Annotated in this window: 12 protein-coding genes; 7 read left to right on the top strand and 5 right to left on the bottom strand. The window is 71.1% G+C overall.

The window, feature by feature from the left end:
• The first annotated feature begins 224 nt into the window (after positions 1 to 224).
• The 5 genes from A6A06_RS17015 (at position 225) to A6A06_RS16995 (ending at position 4,982) form a co-directional block, all read left to right on the top strand.
• Positions 225 to 1,568 (top strand): DUF2252 domain-containing protein, encoded by a 1,344-nt coding sequence (locus tag A6A06_RS17015; RefSeq protein WP_073761999.1) that lies wholly within the window; start codon positions 225 to 227, stop codon positions 1,566 to 1,568.
• 88 nt (positions 1,569 to 1,656) lie between these two features.
• Entirely contained in the window at positions 1,657 to 2,316 is a 660-nt protein-coding gene (locus A6A06_RS17010) for a hypothetical protein (protein WP_073761998.1), read from the top strand.
• A 61-nt stretch (positions 2,317 to 2,377) separates the two neighbouring features.
• The gene (locus tag A6A06_RS17005; RefSeq protein WP_073761997.1) at positions 2,378 to 3,217 is read left to right on the top strand and encodes a thioredoxin domain-containing protein; all 840 of its coding nucleotides are present in this window, start codon (positions 2,378 to 2,380) and stop codon (positions 3,215 to 3,217) included.
• Between the two features lie 158 nt (positions 3,218 to 3,375).
• Positions 3,376 to 4,131 (top strand): hypothetical protein, encoded by a 756-nt coding sequence (locus tag A6A06_RS17000; protein WP_073761996.1) that lies wholly within the window; start codon positions 3,376 to 3,378, stop codon positions 4,129 to 4,131.
• Positions 4,132 to 4,136: 5 nt separating this feature from the next.
• Entirely contained in the window at positions 4,137 to 4,982 is an 846-nt protein-coding gene (locus A6A06_RS16995; protein WP_073761995.1) for a thioredoxin domain-containing protein, read from the top strand.
• A 108-nt stretch (positions 4,983 to 5,090) separates the two neighbouring features.
• Here the strand turns inward: A6A06_RS16995 and A6A06_RS16990 are convergent, their stop codons facing one another.
• The gene (locus A6A06_RS16990; protein WP_199930897.1) at positions 5,091 to 5,705 is read right to left on the bottom strand and encodes a dienelactone hydrolase family protein; all 615 of its coding nucleotides are present in this window, start codon (positions 5,703 to 5,705) and stop codon (positions 5,091 to 5,093) included.
• A gap of 104 nt (positions 5,706 to 5,809) precedes the next feature.
• Between A6A06_RS16990 and A6A06_RS16985 the strand changes: the two genes are divergently transcribed.
• Positions 5,810 to 6,931, top strand: a complete 1,122-nt coding sequence (locus tag A6A06_RS16985) for a mechanosensitive ion channel family protein (protein WP_242440767.1) — start codon at positions 5,810 to 5,812, stop codon at positions 6,929 to 6,931.
• A 42-nt stretch (positions 6,932 to 6,973) separates the two neighbouring features.
• On the opposite strand, the gene A6A06_RS16980 is transcribed toward A6A06_RS16985, so the two are convergent.
• From A6A06_RS16980 to A6A06_RS41720, 4 genes are all read right to left on the bottom strand, one after another.
• On the bottom strand, positions 6,974 to 8,575 hold the full coding sequence (locus tag A6A06_RS16980) for a Na+/H+ antiporter (RefSeq protein ID WP_073761992.1): 1,602 nt from the start codon (positions 8,573 to 8,575) through the stop codon (positions 6,974 to 6,976).
• A 150-nt stretch (positions 8,576 to 8,725) separates the two neighbouring features.
• Positions 8,726 to 9,667 (bottom strand): RluA family pseudouridine synthase, encoded by a 942-nt coding sequence (locus A6A06_RS16975; RefSeq protein WP_073761991.1) that lies wholly within the window; start codon positions 9,665 to 9,667, stop codon positions 8,726 to 8,728.
• A 72-nt stretch (positions 9,668 to 9,739) separates the two neighbouring features.
• Entirely contained in the window at positions 9,740 to 10,426 is a 687-nt protein-coding gene (gene lspA / locus A6A06_RS16970) for a signal peptidase II (RefSeq protein ID WP_073761990.1), read from the bottom strand.
• Between the two features lie 161 nt (positions 10,427 to 10,587).
• Positions 10,588 to 11,457 carry a TraR/DksA family transcriptional regulator gene (locus A6A06_RS41720; protein ID WP_073761989.1) on the bottom strand — a complete coding sequence of 290 codons (870 nt, stop codon included), beginning with the start codon at positions 11,455 to 11,457 and terminating at the stop codon, positions 10,588 to 10,590.
• A gap of 675 nt (positions 11,458 to 12,132) precedes the next feature.
• On the opposite strand from A6A06_RS41720, the gene ileS reads away from it, so the two are divergent.
• A complete protein-coding gene (ileS, locus tag A6A06_RS16960; RefSeq protein ID WP_073761988.1) occupies positions 12,133 to 15,273 on the top strand; it encodes an isoleucine--tRNA ligase in 3,141 nt (1,046 codons plus the stop codon).
• Positions 15,274 to 15,514: the final 241 nt, after the last annotated feature.

Here is a 15,514-nt window from a genome sequence, read left to right as displayed (position 1 = left end):
AGACCTCCGGGAAAAGTAGCGGCTGGGGGAAGCGACGGTTGTGAAGTCTACGACCCCCCACCGACAATCCGCGGGGGTGGCGCACGGTCCCCGGTCGGGTGACGGGCGGGCGGGCTGCGGCGCGCAGCGCCTCGATGAGGGGTGGCGGGCACTCGTGAGTAGCCTCGGCCGTTGGAAGAGGCGGCACACCCGTCCGCACCACTTGCCTCAGGAGGCACCCCGCGATGTCGTCCCAGCTCGTCCCGGCGCCGGACGCCGCTCAGCGCGGCGAGGAGATCCTCGCCGTCTTCGACACCGCCTTCGGGGAGCTGCTCGCCGCCGACCCGGCGGCCTTCCGGGTCAAGTTCCGGAAGATGGCCGCCTCCGCCTTCGCCTTCTACCGGGGCACGGCCTGCCTCTTCTACCACGATCTCCAGGCGCAGGACGGCGGCCCCGGCAGCGGTCCGTACGAGGACGAGCGCACGGGCCAGGTGTGGATCCACGGCGATCTGCACGCGGAGAACTTCGGCACGTACATGGACGCCACCGGCCGGCTGATCTTCAACGTCAACGACTTCGACGAGGCGTACGTCGGCCCCTTCACCTGGGACCTCAAGCGCTTCGCCGCCTCCGTCGCCCTGATCGGCTACGCCAAGGCGCTGAGCGACGAGCAGATCAGCGAGCTGGTGGGGATCTACGCCACCGCGTACCGCGAGCGCATCCACGCCCTGGCCACCGGCGCCAAGGACGACGACGTGCCGCCGTTCACCCTGGACACCGCCGACGGGCCGCTGCTGGGCGCGCTGCGGATGGCCCGCTCGCTGACCCGCTTCGGCCTGCTCGACTCGATGACCGAGATCCGCGACTTCGAGCGCCGCTTCGCCGCGGGCGGCGGCACGGTCGAGCTGGACGCCGCGACCCGTTACAAGGTCCTGGCGGCGTTCGACGGCTATCTGGAGACGCTGCCCGAGTCCAGCCTGACCCGCCCGGACTCCTACCGCGTCAAGGACGTGGTGGGGCGCCGCGGCATCGGCATCGGCTCGGCGGGCCTGCCCTCGTACAACATCCTGCTGGAGGGCAACAGCGACGCCCTGGAGAACGACGTCGTGATCTACCTGAAGCAGGCGCAGACCCCGGCCGTCTCCCGGCACATCACCGACCCGCGGGTGCGCGGCTACTTCCAGCACGAGGGCCACCGCACGGTGATCTCGCAGCGCGCCCTCCAGGACCACGCCGACCCGTGGCTGGGCTGGACCGAGCTGGACGGCGCCGGCCAGCTCGTGGCCGAGATCTCCCCGTACGCGGTCGATCTGGACTGGTCGGACATCGACGACCCGGAGGAGATCGCGGCGGTCGTCGCCGATCTGGGCCGGGCGACGGCGACGATGCACGCCGCCGCGGACGACGAGAGCGGCCACTCCCTGGTGCCGTTCTCCACCGAGCGCGCCATCGACGCGGCCATCGCCGCCGACGAGGAGGGCTTCGGCCGGCTGCTGGTGGACTTCGCCCACGCGTACGGCGCGCGGGCCCGCGCCGACCACCAGACGTTCGTGGACCTCTTCCGCAACGGCCGTATCCCCGGTCTGTGAGCCGGGCCACGGAGTGAGGGCGGCGGAGGCGCAACGGGTTCGCGCCTCTTAGTCCACACTTACACCGGGCCGTGGCAGACTCGCTGCAATGGACATCTCGGCGGCACACCTGCGGGCACTGCGCGCAGCGCTCTTCACGGCGCTGTGCGTGACGCTGTCCGCCGCGGGTCATGTGCTGCTGTCCCGGATGCCGCTGCCGCTGACCACCGTCGCCGCCCTGTCGGCCGCCGTCTTCGCCGTCTCGTACGCGCTGGCCGGCCGGGAGCGCGGCTTCTGGCGGATCGCCGCGCTGCTCGTTCCGCTGGAGCTGGCCGCCGACACGGTCTTCAGCGCAGGTCAGCACACGTGTTACGGGCAGGCGGGCGGTCCGGTCACCGGGCCGTTGCGGTCCCTGGGCGTGGACCTGCTGTGCGGCGGCGGCAATGTGGGCGCTCCCCTGGCGCACTTGTCCGGGGAGGACCCGGCGCCCGTCTCGACGTGGCTGCTGCTGCTCGCCGCGCATGTCTCCGTGGGGCTGCTCGCGGCGGCCTGGCTGCGGCGGGGAGAGGCGGCGCTGGCCCGGTTGCTGGGGGCCGTGACGGCGTTCGCGTTCCGGCCGCTGCTGCTGGCGGTGGCGTGCGTACGGGCGCTGCCCGTGCCGCACCGCCCGGCCTCCCGGCCCGCGCGTGCCGCGTCCGCCCCGCGGGCCGTCCCGCTGCTCGTGCACTGCGTCGTACGGCGTGGACCGCCCTGTTCCCTCGCTGCGTAGCCTTCGGGCCGCGGCTTCCGGACAGGTACCCGTTCACACCTTTCTCAGGAGCAGGACAGTCATGAGCAACCGCAACAGCCAGGCCAACAAGCAGGCAGCCCGCGAGCGGCTGCGCGTCGAGCGCGAGCGGCAGAAGAAGAAGGAGAAGGTCCGCCGGCAGCTGACCGTCGGCGGTGCGATCGTCGCCGTGCTGGCCGTCGCGGGCGGTATCGGCGTCGCCGTGGCCAACTCGGGTGGCGGCGACTCGGGCGGCGGCTCCGCCAAGTGGTCCGACGCGGCGAGCGCCAAGCTGGTCCAGCCGGCCAACACCTCCGGCAAGAACGGCACGGAGATCACCGTCGGCAAGAAGGACGCCAAGCACACGCTGTCGCTCTTCGAGGACGCCCGCTGCCCGGGCTGCGCGGGCTTCGAGCAGAACGTCGGCGAGACGATCCAGAAGGATCTGAAGGACGGCAAGTACAAGGCCTCCATCCACCTGGGCACCTTCCTGGACGACAACCTCCAGGGCACCGGCTCCAAGAACGCGCTCAGCTCGCTGGGGGCCGCGCTCAACGTGAGCACCGACGCCTTCCTGAAGTACAAGGAGGCGCTGTTCTCGAAGGAGTTCCACCCCGACGAGCGGCAGGACAAGTTCGCCGAGAACGACTACCTGCTCAAGGTCGCCGACACGGTGCCCGCCCTGAAGGGCAACGCCACGTTCCAGGACGCGGTGAAGGCCGGTACGTACAACCGCTGGGCGATGGAGATGTCCAAGACCTTCAACGGCTTCAAGGACGTCAAGAGCACGCCGACGGTCAAGATGGACGACACGGTGCTGGGCACCGACTCCGCGAACGGCAAGGTCGCCCCGTCCACGCCGGAGGCGTTCACCGCGGCTGTCGACAAGGCCATGAAGGGCTGACCGAAGCCGCTCCCGGGCCCCGGTCCGGGGCTCCGGCGGACGGCTCCCGCGGCCGGCGTGCACACCGCGCGCCGGCCGTCGCCGTACCCGGTGACCGCGGGTCCGCCGATGCCAAATCTTGACCCGGCACATCGCCGTGTCCATGGCAGACTCCGGGCATGGAGCGGACCGGGGCACGGCCGGGTGTCCCACTGCGCGCGGTACGCGCCGCGGTGTTCACCACGCTGTGCGTGACCCTGTCCACCACCTCGCACGTCCTGCTCACCCGCACCCCGGTGGCGCTGTCCACGCTCGTCCCGGTCGGTGCGGCGGTGTTCGCCCTCGCGTACGTCCTGGCGGACCGCGAGCGCGGCTTCCGGCACATCGCCGGGCTTCTCGTCCCGGTGGAACTGGCCGCCGACACCGTCTTCACCACCGGGCAGCACACCTGTTACGGGCAGGCCGGCGGCCCGGTCACCGGGCCGCTGCGCTCGGTCGGCGTGGACCTGCTGTGCAGGGGCGGTGAGCTGGGCACGCCGCTCGCCCGGGACGGGAGCATCTCCCCTATGGGGGAGGCCCACCCGTGGCTGCCCGTGCCCCCGGCCGGTCCGGCGGTGCTCCCCTGGCTGCTGCTCATCGCGCATGTCGCCGTCGGGCTGCTGGCCGCGGCCTGGCTGTGGCGCGGCGACGCCGCGCTGGAGGGGCTGCTGCGCGCCGTGCCGGCCTGCGCGTTCCGGCCGGTGCTGCTGCTGGCCTCCGCGGACGCCGCCGGTCCCTTTCCGGTGCGCCGCCAGGTTCTGCCCGTACGCCGTCTCCCCCTCCCCCGGCCGCTGTTCCGGCTCGGGCACTGCGTCGTACGGCGCGGTCCGCCGCTGCCCGTACAGCGGGGGTCCACCACGGCACGTACCAAGGGAATCGGGACAGGGAGTCGGTAAGCACCATGAGCGACCGCAACAGTCAGGCGGGCAAGCAGGCGGCCCGCGAGCGGATCCGGGCCGAGCGCGACCGGCAGAAGAAGAAGGAGAAGGTCCGCCGGCAGCTCGTCGTGGCGGGGTCGGTGGTCGGTGTCCTCGTGATAGCCGGCGGTATCGGCTTCGGGATCATGAAGGCGAACGAGCCCACCGGCTGGGAGGCGGCCAAGGAGGCCGACCTGGTCAAACCCGCGCACACCGGCGGCAAGGACGGCACCGAGATCGTCATCGGCAAGCCGGAGGCGAAGGAGACCCTGGAGGTCTTCGAGGACATCCGCTGTCCGGCCTGTGCGGGCTTCGAGCAGAGCGCCGGTCCGGCCCTCCTGAAGGGCATGGAGGACGGCCGCTACAAGATCCGCTTCACCATGTACACGTTCATCGACGGCGGGCAGGGCGGTGAGGGCTCCAAGAACGCGCTCAGCGCGCTGGGCGCGGCCCTGAACGTGAGCCCGGAGGCGTTCCTCAAGTACAAGACCGCGCTGTACGCGGAGAAGAACCACCCCGAGGAGGCCGACGACGCCTACGCCAAGGACAAGAAGCTGATCGAGGTGGCCGACCAGGTACCCGAGCTGAAGAACAACAAGAAGTTCCAGGCCGCGGTCAAGGACGGTACGTACGACCGGTGGACGATGGACATGACGGCGCTCTTCGGGCGTAAGGGAGTGACCGGGACGCCCGCCTTCCTGCACGGCGACAAGAAGCTCAAACTGCCGCAGGTCCCGCAGCAGCAGATGACCAAGGAGCAGTACCAGCAGCTCGCCACGGCCAACTTCAACAAGATGATCGACGACGAGTTCGGCCCGGCGAAGAAGTAGCCGCACGGCGGGCGCACCCGGCACGGCCGTTCCAGGTGCGCCTGCTGTTCGCGCCGTCCGGGTGCGCCCGCCGTTCCGCGCCGTTCCGGGCTCTGCCGTCCCTCGCCGTTACAGCGAGTCGAGGAAGCCGAGGGCGACCTTCCAGGCGCTCTCGGCGGCCTCCTCGTCGTAGTCCGGCAGGCCGGGGTCGGTGAACAGGTGCCCGGCGCCCGGGTAGCGGTAGACCTCCACGTCCGCGCCGGCCCGCCCCATCCGCAGGTACCAGGCGTTCAGCCAGTCGTGCGGCTCGAACGGGTCCGGGTCGGCGACGTGCAGCTGTACGGGCAGCTCGTCGACCGAGGCGTCGTCGGCGATGTCCGAGGTCCCGTGCATCAGCAGCAGCCCGCGCGCCTTCTCGTCCCCCAGCGCGAGGTTCTGCGCGACCGCGCCACCGAAGGAGAAGCCCGCGTAGACCACGCCCCGGTCGGAATACGGCGCGGCGGCGGTCACCGCGCGGAGCAGCAGCTCGTCCTTGCCGATCTCGTCCTTGATCACCACGCCGTCCTCGACGGTCTCGGCGGTCCGCCCGTCGAAGAGATCCGGTACGACGACCTCGTGCCCGGCCTCGCGGAGCCGGTCGGCGGCGGCGTGCACCGCGGGCCGCAGACCGCACACCGAGTGGAACAGGACAACCGTCGAAGGCGCCGCGGACGGCGCGGAGGACGAGGCGGACGAAGAGGCCACTGGATTCACTTCCCTGTCATTGGATCGCACTTCCACCATCGTGCCAGTTACGGTCAGTAGGAACCGGCACGAAGCTGACCACAACTAGGAGGACCGAAGTGTCCATGGAGGACGTGCTTCGTCCGCTCATCGTCGTAGGCGGCTCGATAGTCGTGACGCTCGTTCTGGGCTGGCTGGCCGACCTGGCACTGCGCCGGGCCGACACGGCCCGCCCGGACACGCCACTGTGGGGCCTGCTGCGGCGCTGCCGCGTCCCCCTGCAAGTGGTGCTGGTGACCGCGCTGCTGCGCGGCTTCTACGACAGAACCGGACTGGAGTTCATCGAGGACCACGAGGCCGGTCTCGGCCAGATCCTCTCCCTGATCCTGATCGCGGCCACCGCCTGGCTCGCCATCCGCGCGTCGGCGGCCATCGTGGAGTCCTCGTACTCCCGGTACGCCGCGGGCGCGCGGGACGCCGCCCGGGTCCGGCGGGTCCGTACCCAGGTCACCCTGATCCAGCGGGTGGTCACGGCGGTCGTCATCATCGTCGCCGCGGCCTCGATGCTGCTGACCTTCCCCAGGATGCAGACGGTCGGCCAGTCCATGCTGGCCTCGGCCGGGCTGGTCGGCATCGTCGCCGGTGTGGCGGCGCAGTCCACCCTCGGCAACCTCTTCGCGGGCCTGCAGATCGCCTTCGGCGACATGGTCCGCATCGGGGACACGGTCGTCGTGGACAAGGAGTGGGGCACGGTCGAGGAGATCACCCTGACCTTCCTGACCGTACGGACCTGGGACGAGCGGCGGATCACCATGCCCGTGTCGTACTTCACGAGCAAGCCGTTCGAGAACTGGTCGCGCGGGGGCGCGCAGATGACCGGCACGGTCTTCTTCCACCTCGACCACGCGGCGCCCGTGGAGAAGATGCGGCACCGGCTGCACGAGATCCTGCAGAACAGCACCGACTGGGACGGCCGCGGCTGGAGCCTGGTGGTCACCGACACCACTCCGACCACGATCCAGGTACGCGCCCTGGTCACCGCCCGTGACTCGGACTCCATCTGGTCGGTGCGCTGCGAGGTCCGCGAGCGGATGATCGACTGGCTGCGCGCGGAACACCCGTACGCGCTGCCGCGGGTCGCCACCGCCGTCGCCCCCGACGGCGGACAGGACCCCGCCCGCCTGGCGGAAACGGACGGCGAGCGGCGCCCGGGGACCCTGGACAAGGGTCCGGGCGCGGACGGCTGACGGTGCGGGGCGGGGTGCGATGCCGTACCCCGCCCCGGCCCCTTAGGGCAGCGGAGCGCCCCGCAGGCTGCGCATGTCCAGCTGGCGCAGCACCCGGTCCACGATCTCCGGGTCGGCGCCCGGCTCGCTGCGCGCCGCCAGCACCTCGTGGCGGGCCGCCGAGAGCATCTCGCTCTGGATGCGCTGCACCTTCTTCATCCGGGTGATGCGCTTTTCGAAGTTCTCCCGCCGGTCGTCGTCCACGATGTCCGGCGCGATGCGCGCGCCCATGTCGTACGCGCGCCGGCCGAGCTGCTCGCTGATCTCCTCCGGCAGTTCCTCGACCTCCAGGATCTCCTTCAGCCGCCGCTTGGACGCCTTGATCACCCGCAGCGCCAGCTCGTGCTCCAGCTTCTCCTCGGCCTCCGTGTCGGCCCGTACCCGCAGCTTCTTGACGAGTGTGGGCAGCGACAGGCCCTGGATGACGAGTCCGGAGAGCACCACGGCGAAGGCGATGAAGAGGATCTCGTCGCGGGCCGGGAAGTCCGCGCCGCCGTCGATCGTGTACGGGATGGCCAGCGCCAGCGCGACGGACGCCACACCGCGCATCCCGGACCACCACATGATCAGGGTCTCCCGCCAGCTCATCGGGATGTCCTCGTCGAAGTCCCGGCGCTTGTGCATCCGCTTGGCCAGCCAGGCGGCGGGCAGCAGCCACAGCAGCCGGACGCCCACCACGACCACCACGACGGCCGCGCCCACTCCGAGCATCTCGCCCCAGCGGCCGGAGGCCACCTTGATGACGTTGTGCAGTTCCAGGCCGATCAGGCCGAAGGCGACGCCGGTGACGAGGGTGTCGACGATCTCCCAGAAGGTGTAGCCGGCCAGCCGGCCCATCACGTCGTCGGCGTCCACCGCGTACTCGGCGAGGAACAGCGCGGTGGTCAGCACCGCCAGCACCCCGGAGCCCTCGAACTCCTCGGCGAGGACGTACGCGACGAACGGCACCAGCAGCGTCAGGCCGATCTGCAGCGTCGGGTCGCCCAGCAGGCCCATCAGCTTGTTGGCGGCCCACCCCAGCAGCAGACCGACGGCTATGGCCACCACCGCGGACAGCACCAGCGAGCCCACCGCGGAGGGCACCGAGAAGGAGCCGCTGACGGCTGCGGCGAGCGCGACGTGGTAGAGCACGATCGCGGTGACGTCGTTGAACAGCCCCTCGCCCTCCAGGATGGAGACCATCCGGCGGGGCAGGCCCAGCTTGCCCGCCACGGCGGTCGCGGCGACCGGGTCGGGCGGCGCGACGAGGGCGCCGAGCACCACCGCCGCGGCGATCGGCATGCCGGGGACGATGGCGTGTGCCACAGCGGCGACGGCGGCCGTGGTCGCGAAGACCAGGGCCACCGCCAGCAGGAAGATGGGCCGGATGTTGGCCGTGAACTGCCGCCAGGAGGTGCGCTGGACGGCGGCGTAGAGCAGCGGCGGCAGTACCAGCGGGAGGATGAACTCCGGCGGTACCTCGACGTTCGGTACGAACGGCAGCAGGGCCAGTACCGCGCCCCCGAGCGTCATCAGGACCGGCGACGGCAGGCCCAGCCGGTCACCGACCGGGACCATGACCACGGCCCCGAGAAGTAGGACGAACATCAGGGCCAGCTGGTCCACGGTGACTACGCTCCGGGGTCGAGATCGATCACTTTCCGCCCCAAGCCTGCCATGAAGCGTGCAAAAACCGCTCGGACGAGCAGTCGGGCCGCTCGGCCGTCCGGTCTACCGCCGCCCGGAAACCGCTCCGCCCCGCGCGCGGCGTGCGGCTCAGGCGCTCTCGGACCGCACCCGGTCCAGGGCGCGCTGGAGGTCCTCCGGATAGGCGCTCTCGAACTCCACCCACTGCCCGTCGGCCGGGTGCTCGAAGCCCAGCCGCATCGCGTGCAGCCACTGCCGGGTGAGACCCAGCCGCTTGGCCAGCGTCGGGTCGGCGCCGTAGGTCAGGTCGCCGACGCACGGGTGGCGGTGCGCGGACATGTGGACCCGGATCTGGTGCGTACGCCCCGTCTCCAGCTTGATGTCCAGCAGGCTGGCCGCCCGGAACGCCTCGATGAGGTCGTAGTGCGTGACCGACGCCTTGCCGTCGGCCGTCACCGCCCACTTGTAGTCGTGCTGCGGGTGCCGGCCGATGGGTGCGTCGATCGTGCCGCTCATCGGGTCCGGGTGGCCCTGCACCAGGGCGTGGTAGCGCTTGTCGACCGTACGCTCCCGGAACTGCTGCTTGAGCAGGGTGTACGCGCGCTCCGACTTGGCCACCACCATCAGGCCGGAGGTGCCGACGTCGAGGCGGTGCACGATGCCCTGGCGCTCGGCGGCACCGGAGGTCGCGATACGGAAGCCCGCGGCGGCCAGCCCGCCGATGACGGTCGTGCCCGTCCAGCCGGGGCTCGGGTGCGCGGCGACGCCGACCGGCTTGACGATGACCACGATGTCGTCGTCGTCATGGACGATCTCCATGCCCTCGACGGGCTCGGCGACGATCTCCACCGGCGGCGCGGCCTGCGGCATCTCCACTTCCAGCCAGGCGCCGCCGTGCACCCGCTCGGACTTCATGACTTCGGCGCCGTCCACCCGGACCTTCCCGCCGGCCGCCAGCTCGGCGGCCTTCGTACGGGAGAAGCCGAACATACGGGCCAGCGCGGCGTCTACGCGCTCGCCCTCCAGGCCGTCCGGTACGGGCAGGGTGCGGATCTCGGGAATCGTGCTCACATCACCGAGTATGTCAGCCCGCTGTGACACTCCCGCCGGCCCCGGTCGCCCGGCCGGCCCCGTACCCGTCCGTCAGTCCTTGTGGACCGTGCCGTCCGGGTCCAGGCCGCGGAAGGACAGGATCACGATCAGGATGCCACCGCAGACGATCGCCGAGTCCGCGAGATTGAAGACCGCGAAATGGGCGGGTGCGATGAAGTCCACCACCGCGCCCTCGAAGACGCCCGGCGTACGGAAGATCCGGTCGGTGAGGTTGCCGAAGGCGCCGCCCAGCAGCAGGCCGAGCGCGATGCCCCACGGGAGGCTGTACAGCTTGCGGGCGATCCGGATGATCACCACGATCACGATCGCCGCGATGATGGTGAGGAAGATCGTCAACGCCTCGCCGATGCTGAAGGCGGCACCGCGGTTGCGGATCACCTCCAGGCGCAGCAGCGAACCGATCACCTCGATGGGGGCGTGGTGCTCCAGCTTCGCGACCACCAGCGCCTTGCTGCCCAGGTCGAGGAGGTAGACGAAGGCCGCGACCAGGAACAGCGTGCCGATCCGCCGCTTGCCCCTGCCCTTGGCCCCGGCCGCGGTGGCGCCCGCCTCGCCGCCGGCCGCGTCCTCGCCCCGGGGCTCGTCGCCCCGGGCCCCGTCCCGCTCGCGCGGCGCCGTCCCCTCGGCGTTCCCCCCGGATCCCGGTACCGCCGCCGTCCCCGGCTCGGAATCCGGCCCGGTCTCCGGCGTACCGGTGATGCGCTCCGCCTCTGCCACGTTGTGAGCCCCTCAGCCCGTAGAATCCCGCACGCCAGGCCGCCCCCGGCTGAGCACGAGGGTACGGCACAGGCGTACGGATGCTGCGGGGACGGGTGCCACCGCCCACGGGCGATTCTCCCGCCCGACGGCCGGGCCTGCCCGCCTGACCGCCACACGTGCTACCTGCGTTCCTGCCGCTGCTTGCACTCCACACACAGCGTCGCCCGGGGGAACGCCTGCATCCGGGCCTTGCCGATCGGCTTGCCGCAGTTCTCGCACAGGCCGTACGTGCCCGCGTCCAGCCGCTCCAGCGCGCGCTCGGTCTGCAGCAGCATCTCGCGCGCGTTGGAGGCCAGCGCCATCTCGTGTTCGCGGGTGATGTTCTTGCTGCCGGTGTCCGCCTCGTCGCCGGTGCCTTCGCCGGAATCCCGCATCAGCCCGGCGAGCGCGTCCTCGGACGCCTCGATCTCCGTACGCAGCCGGGCGACCTCCGCGTGCAGTTCCGTACGGGCCTCGGCGACCTCACCCGGCGTCCACGGGTCCTCGCCGGGCCGTACGGCCAGCTCGCCGGGGGCCGCGGCACGCGCCTTGGGCACCGCGCCCGTCGTCCCGTCCTGCTCCGCCTCGGCGGCCGGTGCCCCGCCCGGAGTCTGCTTCTCCACCACCGTCTTGGCTCCCGTCTTCTTCGCGGGCACCGCCTTCTCGGCAGGTGCGGTCTTCCTGGCCGCCTTCCGGGGCGCGGCCTTCCGGGCCGCGGGTCCGCCGTCCGGAGGGGACTCCCCGGCCTCCTCCACCGCCTTCTTCGCCGCGGCCTTCTTCCCGGTCGCCTTCTTGGCCGTCTTCTTCGCCGTCTTCTTCGCCGTCTTCTCGGCCGACTTCTCGGCCGCGGGCGGATGCTCCGGCTCCGTGGCCGGGGTGTCCGGCGCGGCCTGCGCACTCATCGCCGTGGCGGCGGACACCCGCTTCTTCGCCGCGGTTCCCGGCTTCCCGGCCGCGGCCTTCCCGGCATCCGCCGTGCTCTTCTTCGCGGCGGTCTTCTTCGCCACCATGGCCGCGGCCCCTTCACGATGTGATCATGCTCGCGAATCGTGACCGGAACGATAAATCGCCTCAAGGCACGCGGCAACGGGACGCACCGCCCTTTCCGGCCCGGTCTCCCCCACGGCAGCCGGGTCTGCATCCGTTGTGCCCCCTGCTCGCGCGGTGAACCGCCAGCCCACGGCCCGCGCGGACCCCGTCACCGGCCGCCCGCCCCCCGCGCGCCGACTCCCGCGCCCTGCGTATCGCCATTCGGGTCACGCCCTCGGCACCCGCTACCTCACTCGGCGCAGCCCGCAAAACCGGTCGGCCCGCACCGCCGGTGCCCCGTACACTGTGGGGGTCCCCCTGCTCCGGGACACCTCCCGGCCTCGGGCCGGGGGAGAAGCCGGGAGCGCGGGGCCAGCGAAAGGCGCGGATGGGACGAGTAGCGTCGTACGCAGCCATGAGCGAGCCGGGGACGGTGCGAGCCCGGAGGCGTGCGCGACGTGAAGATCAGCCCGGAGCCGCCGGAAGAAAGCCCACGGGCGGCCCGCGAGCGGCCCGCAGGCGAGTAGAACCGGCCTCGCGACCCCAATGAGGGGGCGGTGGAGCACGCACCGCCAAGGAGGGTGGTACCGCGGGAGCCCAGGCTCTCGTCCCTCCGGACGGAGAACGCAGCAGGTGTCCGCCGGAGGAACGCCCCGATGTCACAGTCTCAGTACCGCCAGGTACCCGCCCAGGTAGACCTGCCCGCCCTTGAGCACGCGGTGCTCGATTTCTGGCGCGAGCAGAAGGTCTTCGCCCGTACCCTCCAGCAGTCCGAGGGCCGGCCCGAATGGGTCTTCTACGAAGGCCCGCCGACCGCCAACGGCATGCCCGGTGCCCACCACATCGAGGCCCGCGTCTTCAAGGACGTCTTCCCCCGCTTCCGCACGATGCGGGGCTACCACGTCGGCCGCAAGGCCGGCTGGGACTGCCACGGCCTGCCGGTCGAGCTGGCCGTCGAGAAGGAACTGGGCTTCAACGGCAAGAAGGACATCGAGGCGTACGGCATCGCCGAGTTCAACGCCAAGTGCCGCGAGTCGGTGACCCGCCACACCGACGCCTTCGCCGACCTCACCACCCGGATGGGGTACTGGACGGACCTGGACGACCCGTACCGCACCATGGACCCCGACTACATCCAGTCGGTCTGGTGGTCCCTCAAGCAGATCTTCGACAAGGGCCTGCTCGCGCAGGACCACCGCGTCGCCCCCTGGTGCCCCCGCTGCGGCACCGGCCTGTCCGACCACGAACTGGCCCAGGGCTACGAAACGGTCGTGGACCCCTCCGTCTTCGTCCGCCTCCCCCTCACCTCGGGCCCGCTGGCCGGCGAAGCGGCCCTCCTCATCTGGACGACCACCCCCTGGACGCTGGTCTCCAACACGGCGGTCGCCGCCCACCCCGACGTCACCTACGTCGTCGCCACCGACGGCCGGGAAAACCTCGTCGTCGCCGAGCCCCTGCTCGAAAAGGCCCTCGGCGAGGGCTGGACCGCGACCGGCCGGACCTTCACCGGCCGCGACATGGAGCGCTGGGCCTACCGCCGCCCCTTCGACCTCGTCGAGCTGGAAGACGCCAACTTCGTCGTCAACGCCGACTACGTCACCACCGAGGACGGTACGGGCCTGGTCCACCAGGCCCCGGCCTTCGGTGAGGACGACCTCAAGACCTGCCGCGGCTACGGCCTGCCGGTCGTCAACCCGGTGCGCCCCGACGGCACCTTCGAGGAGGACCTCGCCCTCGTCGGCGGCCAGTTCTTCAAGAAGGCCGACGAGCACCTCGTCACGGACCTCGACGCCCGCGGCCTGCTCTTCCGCCACGTCGCCTACGAGCACAGCTACCCGCACTGCTGGCGCTGCCACACCGCCCTGCTCTACTACGCCCAGCCGTCCTGGTACATCCGCACCACCGCGGTCAAGGACGCCCTGCTGCGCGAGAACGAGCACACCAACTGGTTCCCCGAGTCGGTCAAGCACGGCCGCTTCGGCGACTGGCTCAACAACAACATCGACTGGGCCCTCTCCCGCAACCGCTACTGGGGCACCCCGCTCCCCATCTGGCGCTGCGCCGAAGACCACCTCACCTGCGTGGGCTCCCTCGCCGAGCTCACCGACCTCACCGGCACCGACCAGTCCGGCCTCGACCCCCACCGCCCCTACATCGACGCCGTCACCTTCCCCTGCCCCACGTGCCAGGGCACCGCGACGCGCGTCCCCGAGGTCATCGACGCCTGGTACGACTCCGGCTCCATGCCCTTCGCGCAGTGGGGCTACCCGTACAAGAACAAGGAACTGTTCGAGAAGCGCTACCCCGCGCAGTTCATCTCCGAGGCGATCGACCAGACCCGCGGCTGGTTCTACACCCTCATGGCCGTCGGCACCCTCGTCTTCGACAAGTCGTCCTACGAGAACGTCGTCTGCCTGGGCCACATCCTCGCCGAGGACGGCCGCAAGATGTCCAAGCACCTGGGCAACACCCTGGACCCGATCCCGCTGATGGACCAGCACGGCGCCGACGCCGTCCGCTGGTTCATGGCGGCCGGCGGCTCCCCCTGGGCGGCCCGCCGCGTAGGCCACGGCACCATCCAGGAAGTGGTCCGCAAGACCCTCCTCACCTACTGGAACACGGTCGCCTTCCAGGCCCTGTACGCCCGCACCTCCAGCTGGGTCCCCAGCGCCGAAGACCCCACCCCGGCCGACCGCCCGCTCCTCGACCGCTGGCTCCTGTCCGAACTCCACGCCCTCACCGAAGGCGTCACCGAAGCCCTCGAAACCTTCGACACCCAGCGCGCCGGCAAGCTCCTCTCCTCCTTCGTCGACGACCTCTCCAACTGGTACGTACGCCGCTCCCGCCGCCGCTTCTGGCAGGGCGACAAGGCGGCCCTGCGCACGCTCCACGAGGTCATCGAAACGGTCACCCGCCTGATGGCCCCCATCACCCCGTTCATCACCGAACGCGTGTGGCAGGACCTGGTCGTCCCGGTCACCCCCGACGCCCCCGACTCGGTCCACCTCTCCACCTGGCCCGAAGCCGACCCCACTCTCATCGACCCGGCTCTCTCCACGCACATGCAGCTGGTGCGCCGCCTGGTCGAACTGGGCCGCGCCACCCGCGCGGAATCCGGCGTCAAGACCCGCCAGCCCCTCTCCCGCGCCCTGGTCGCCGCAGCCGGCTTCGAAGCCCTCTCCCCCGAACTGCGCACCCAGATCACCGAGGAACTGAACGTCTCCACCCTCGCCACCCTCTCCGAGGTGGGCGGCTCCCTGGTCGACACCACGGCCAAGGCCAACTTCCGGGCCCTGGGCAAGCGCTTCGGCAAGGGCGTCCAGGCAGTGGCCAAGGCCATCGCCGCCACCGACGCGGCAGCCCTCTCCCTCGCCCTGCGCGAGGGCACGGCGACCATCACCGTCGACGACGAGACGCTTCCCCTCTCCCCCGACGAGGTCATCATCACCGAGACCCCGCGCGAGGGCTGGTCGGTGGCCTCCGACGCAGGCGCCACCGTGGCCCTCGACCTGGAGATCACCCCCGACCTGCGCCGCGCGGGCCTGGCCCGCGACGCCATCCGCCTCATCCAGGAGGCCCGCAAGAACAGCGGCCTGGACGTGGCCGACCGTATCGCTCTGCGCTGGCAGACCACCGACGAAGAGGTCCGCACAGCACTGACCGACCACCACACCCTCATCTCGGACGAGGTCCTGGCCACGGACTTCGCCTACGGCGAGGCCGACGCCACATACGGCCCGGCCTTCGAGGACGAGGCCCTCAACCTCACCTTCCACCTCCGAAAGACCGAGGCGTAAGCCCCAAGCGCGAACAACACCGAGCGGCCCCCGACGCACCAGGCGTCGGGGGCCGTTCGCGTACAAGCCGGTCAGCAATCCCGTAGCACACCAACCCAAAACGCACGGATAGCCGCAATCCGGCCGGGCTCGGGTCCACGCAGGGGTCTCCCCGCAGAGCAGCCGGGTATCTGGGTTCACAATGTGGTCACCGTTGACGTACACGGTGTCGAGGAGTGACCCCTGCGGGGGCCCGAGCCCA

It is taken from the genome of Streptomyces sp. CB02923, from assembly GCF_001905005.1.
GTDB lineage: Bacteria > Actinomycetota > Actinomycetes > Streptomycetales > Streptomycetaceae > Streptomyces.
This window is presented reverse-complemented; position numbering and strand designations above follow the sequence as displayed.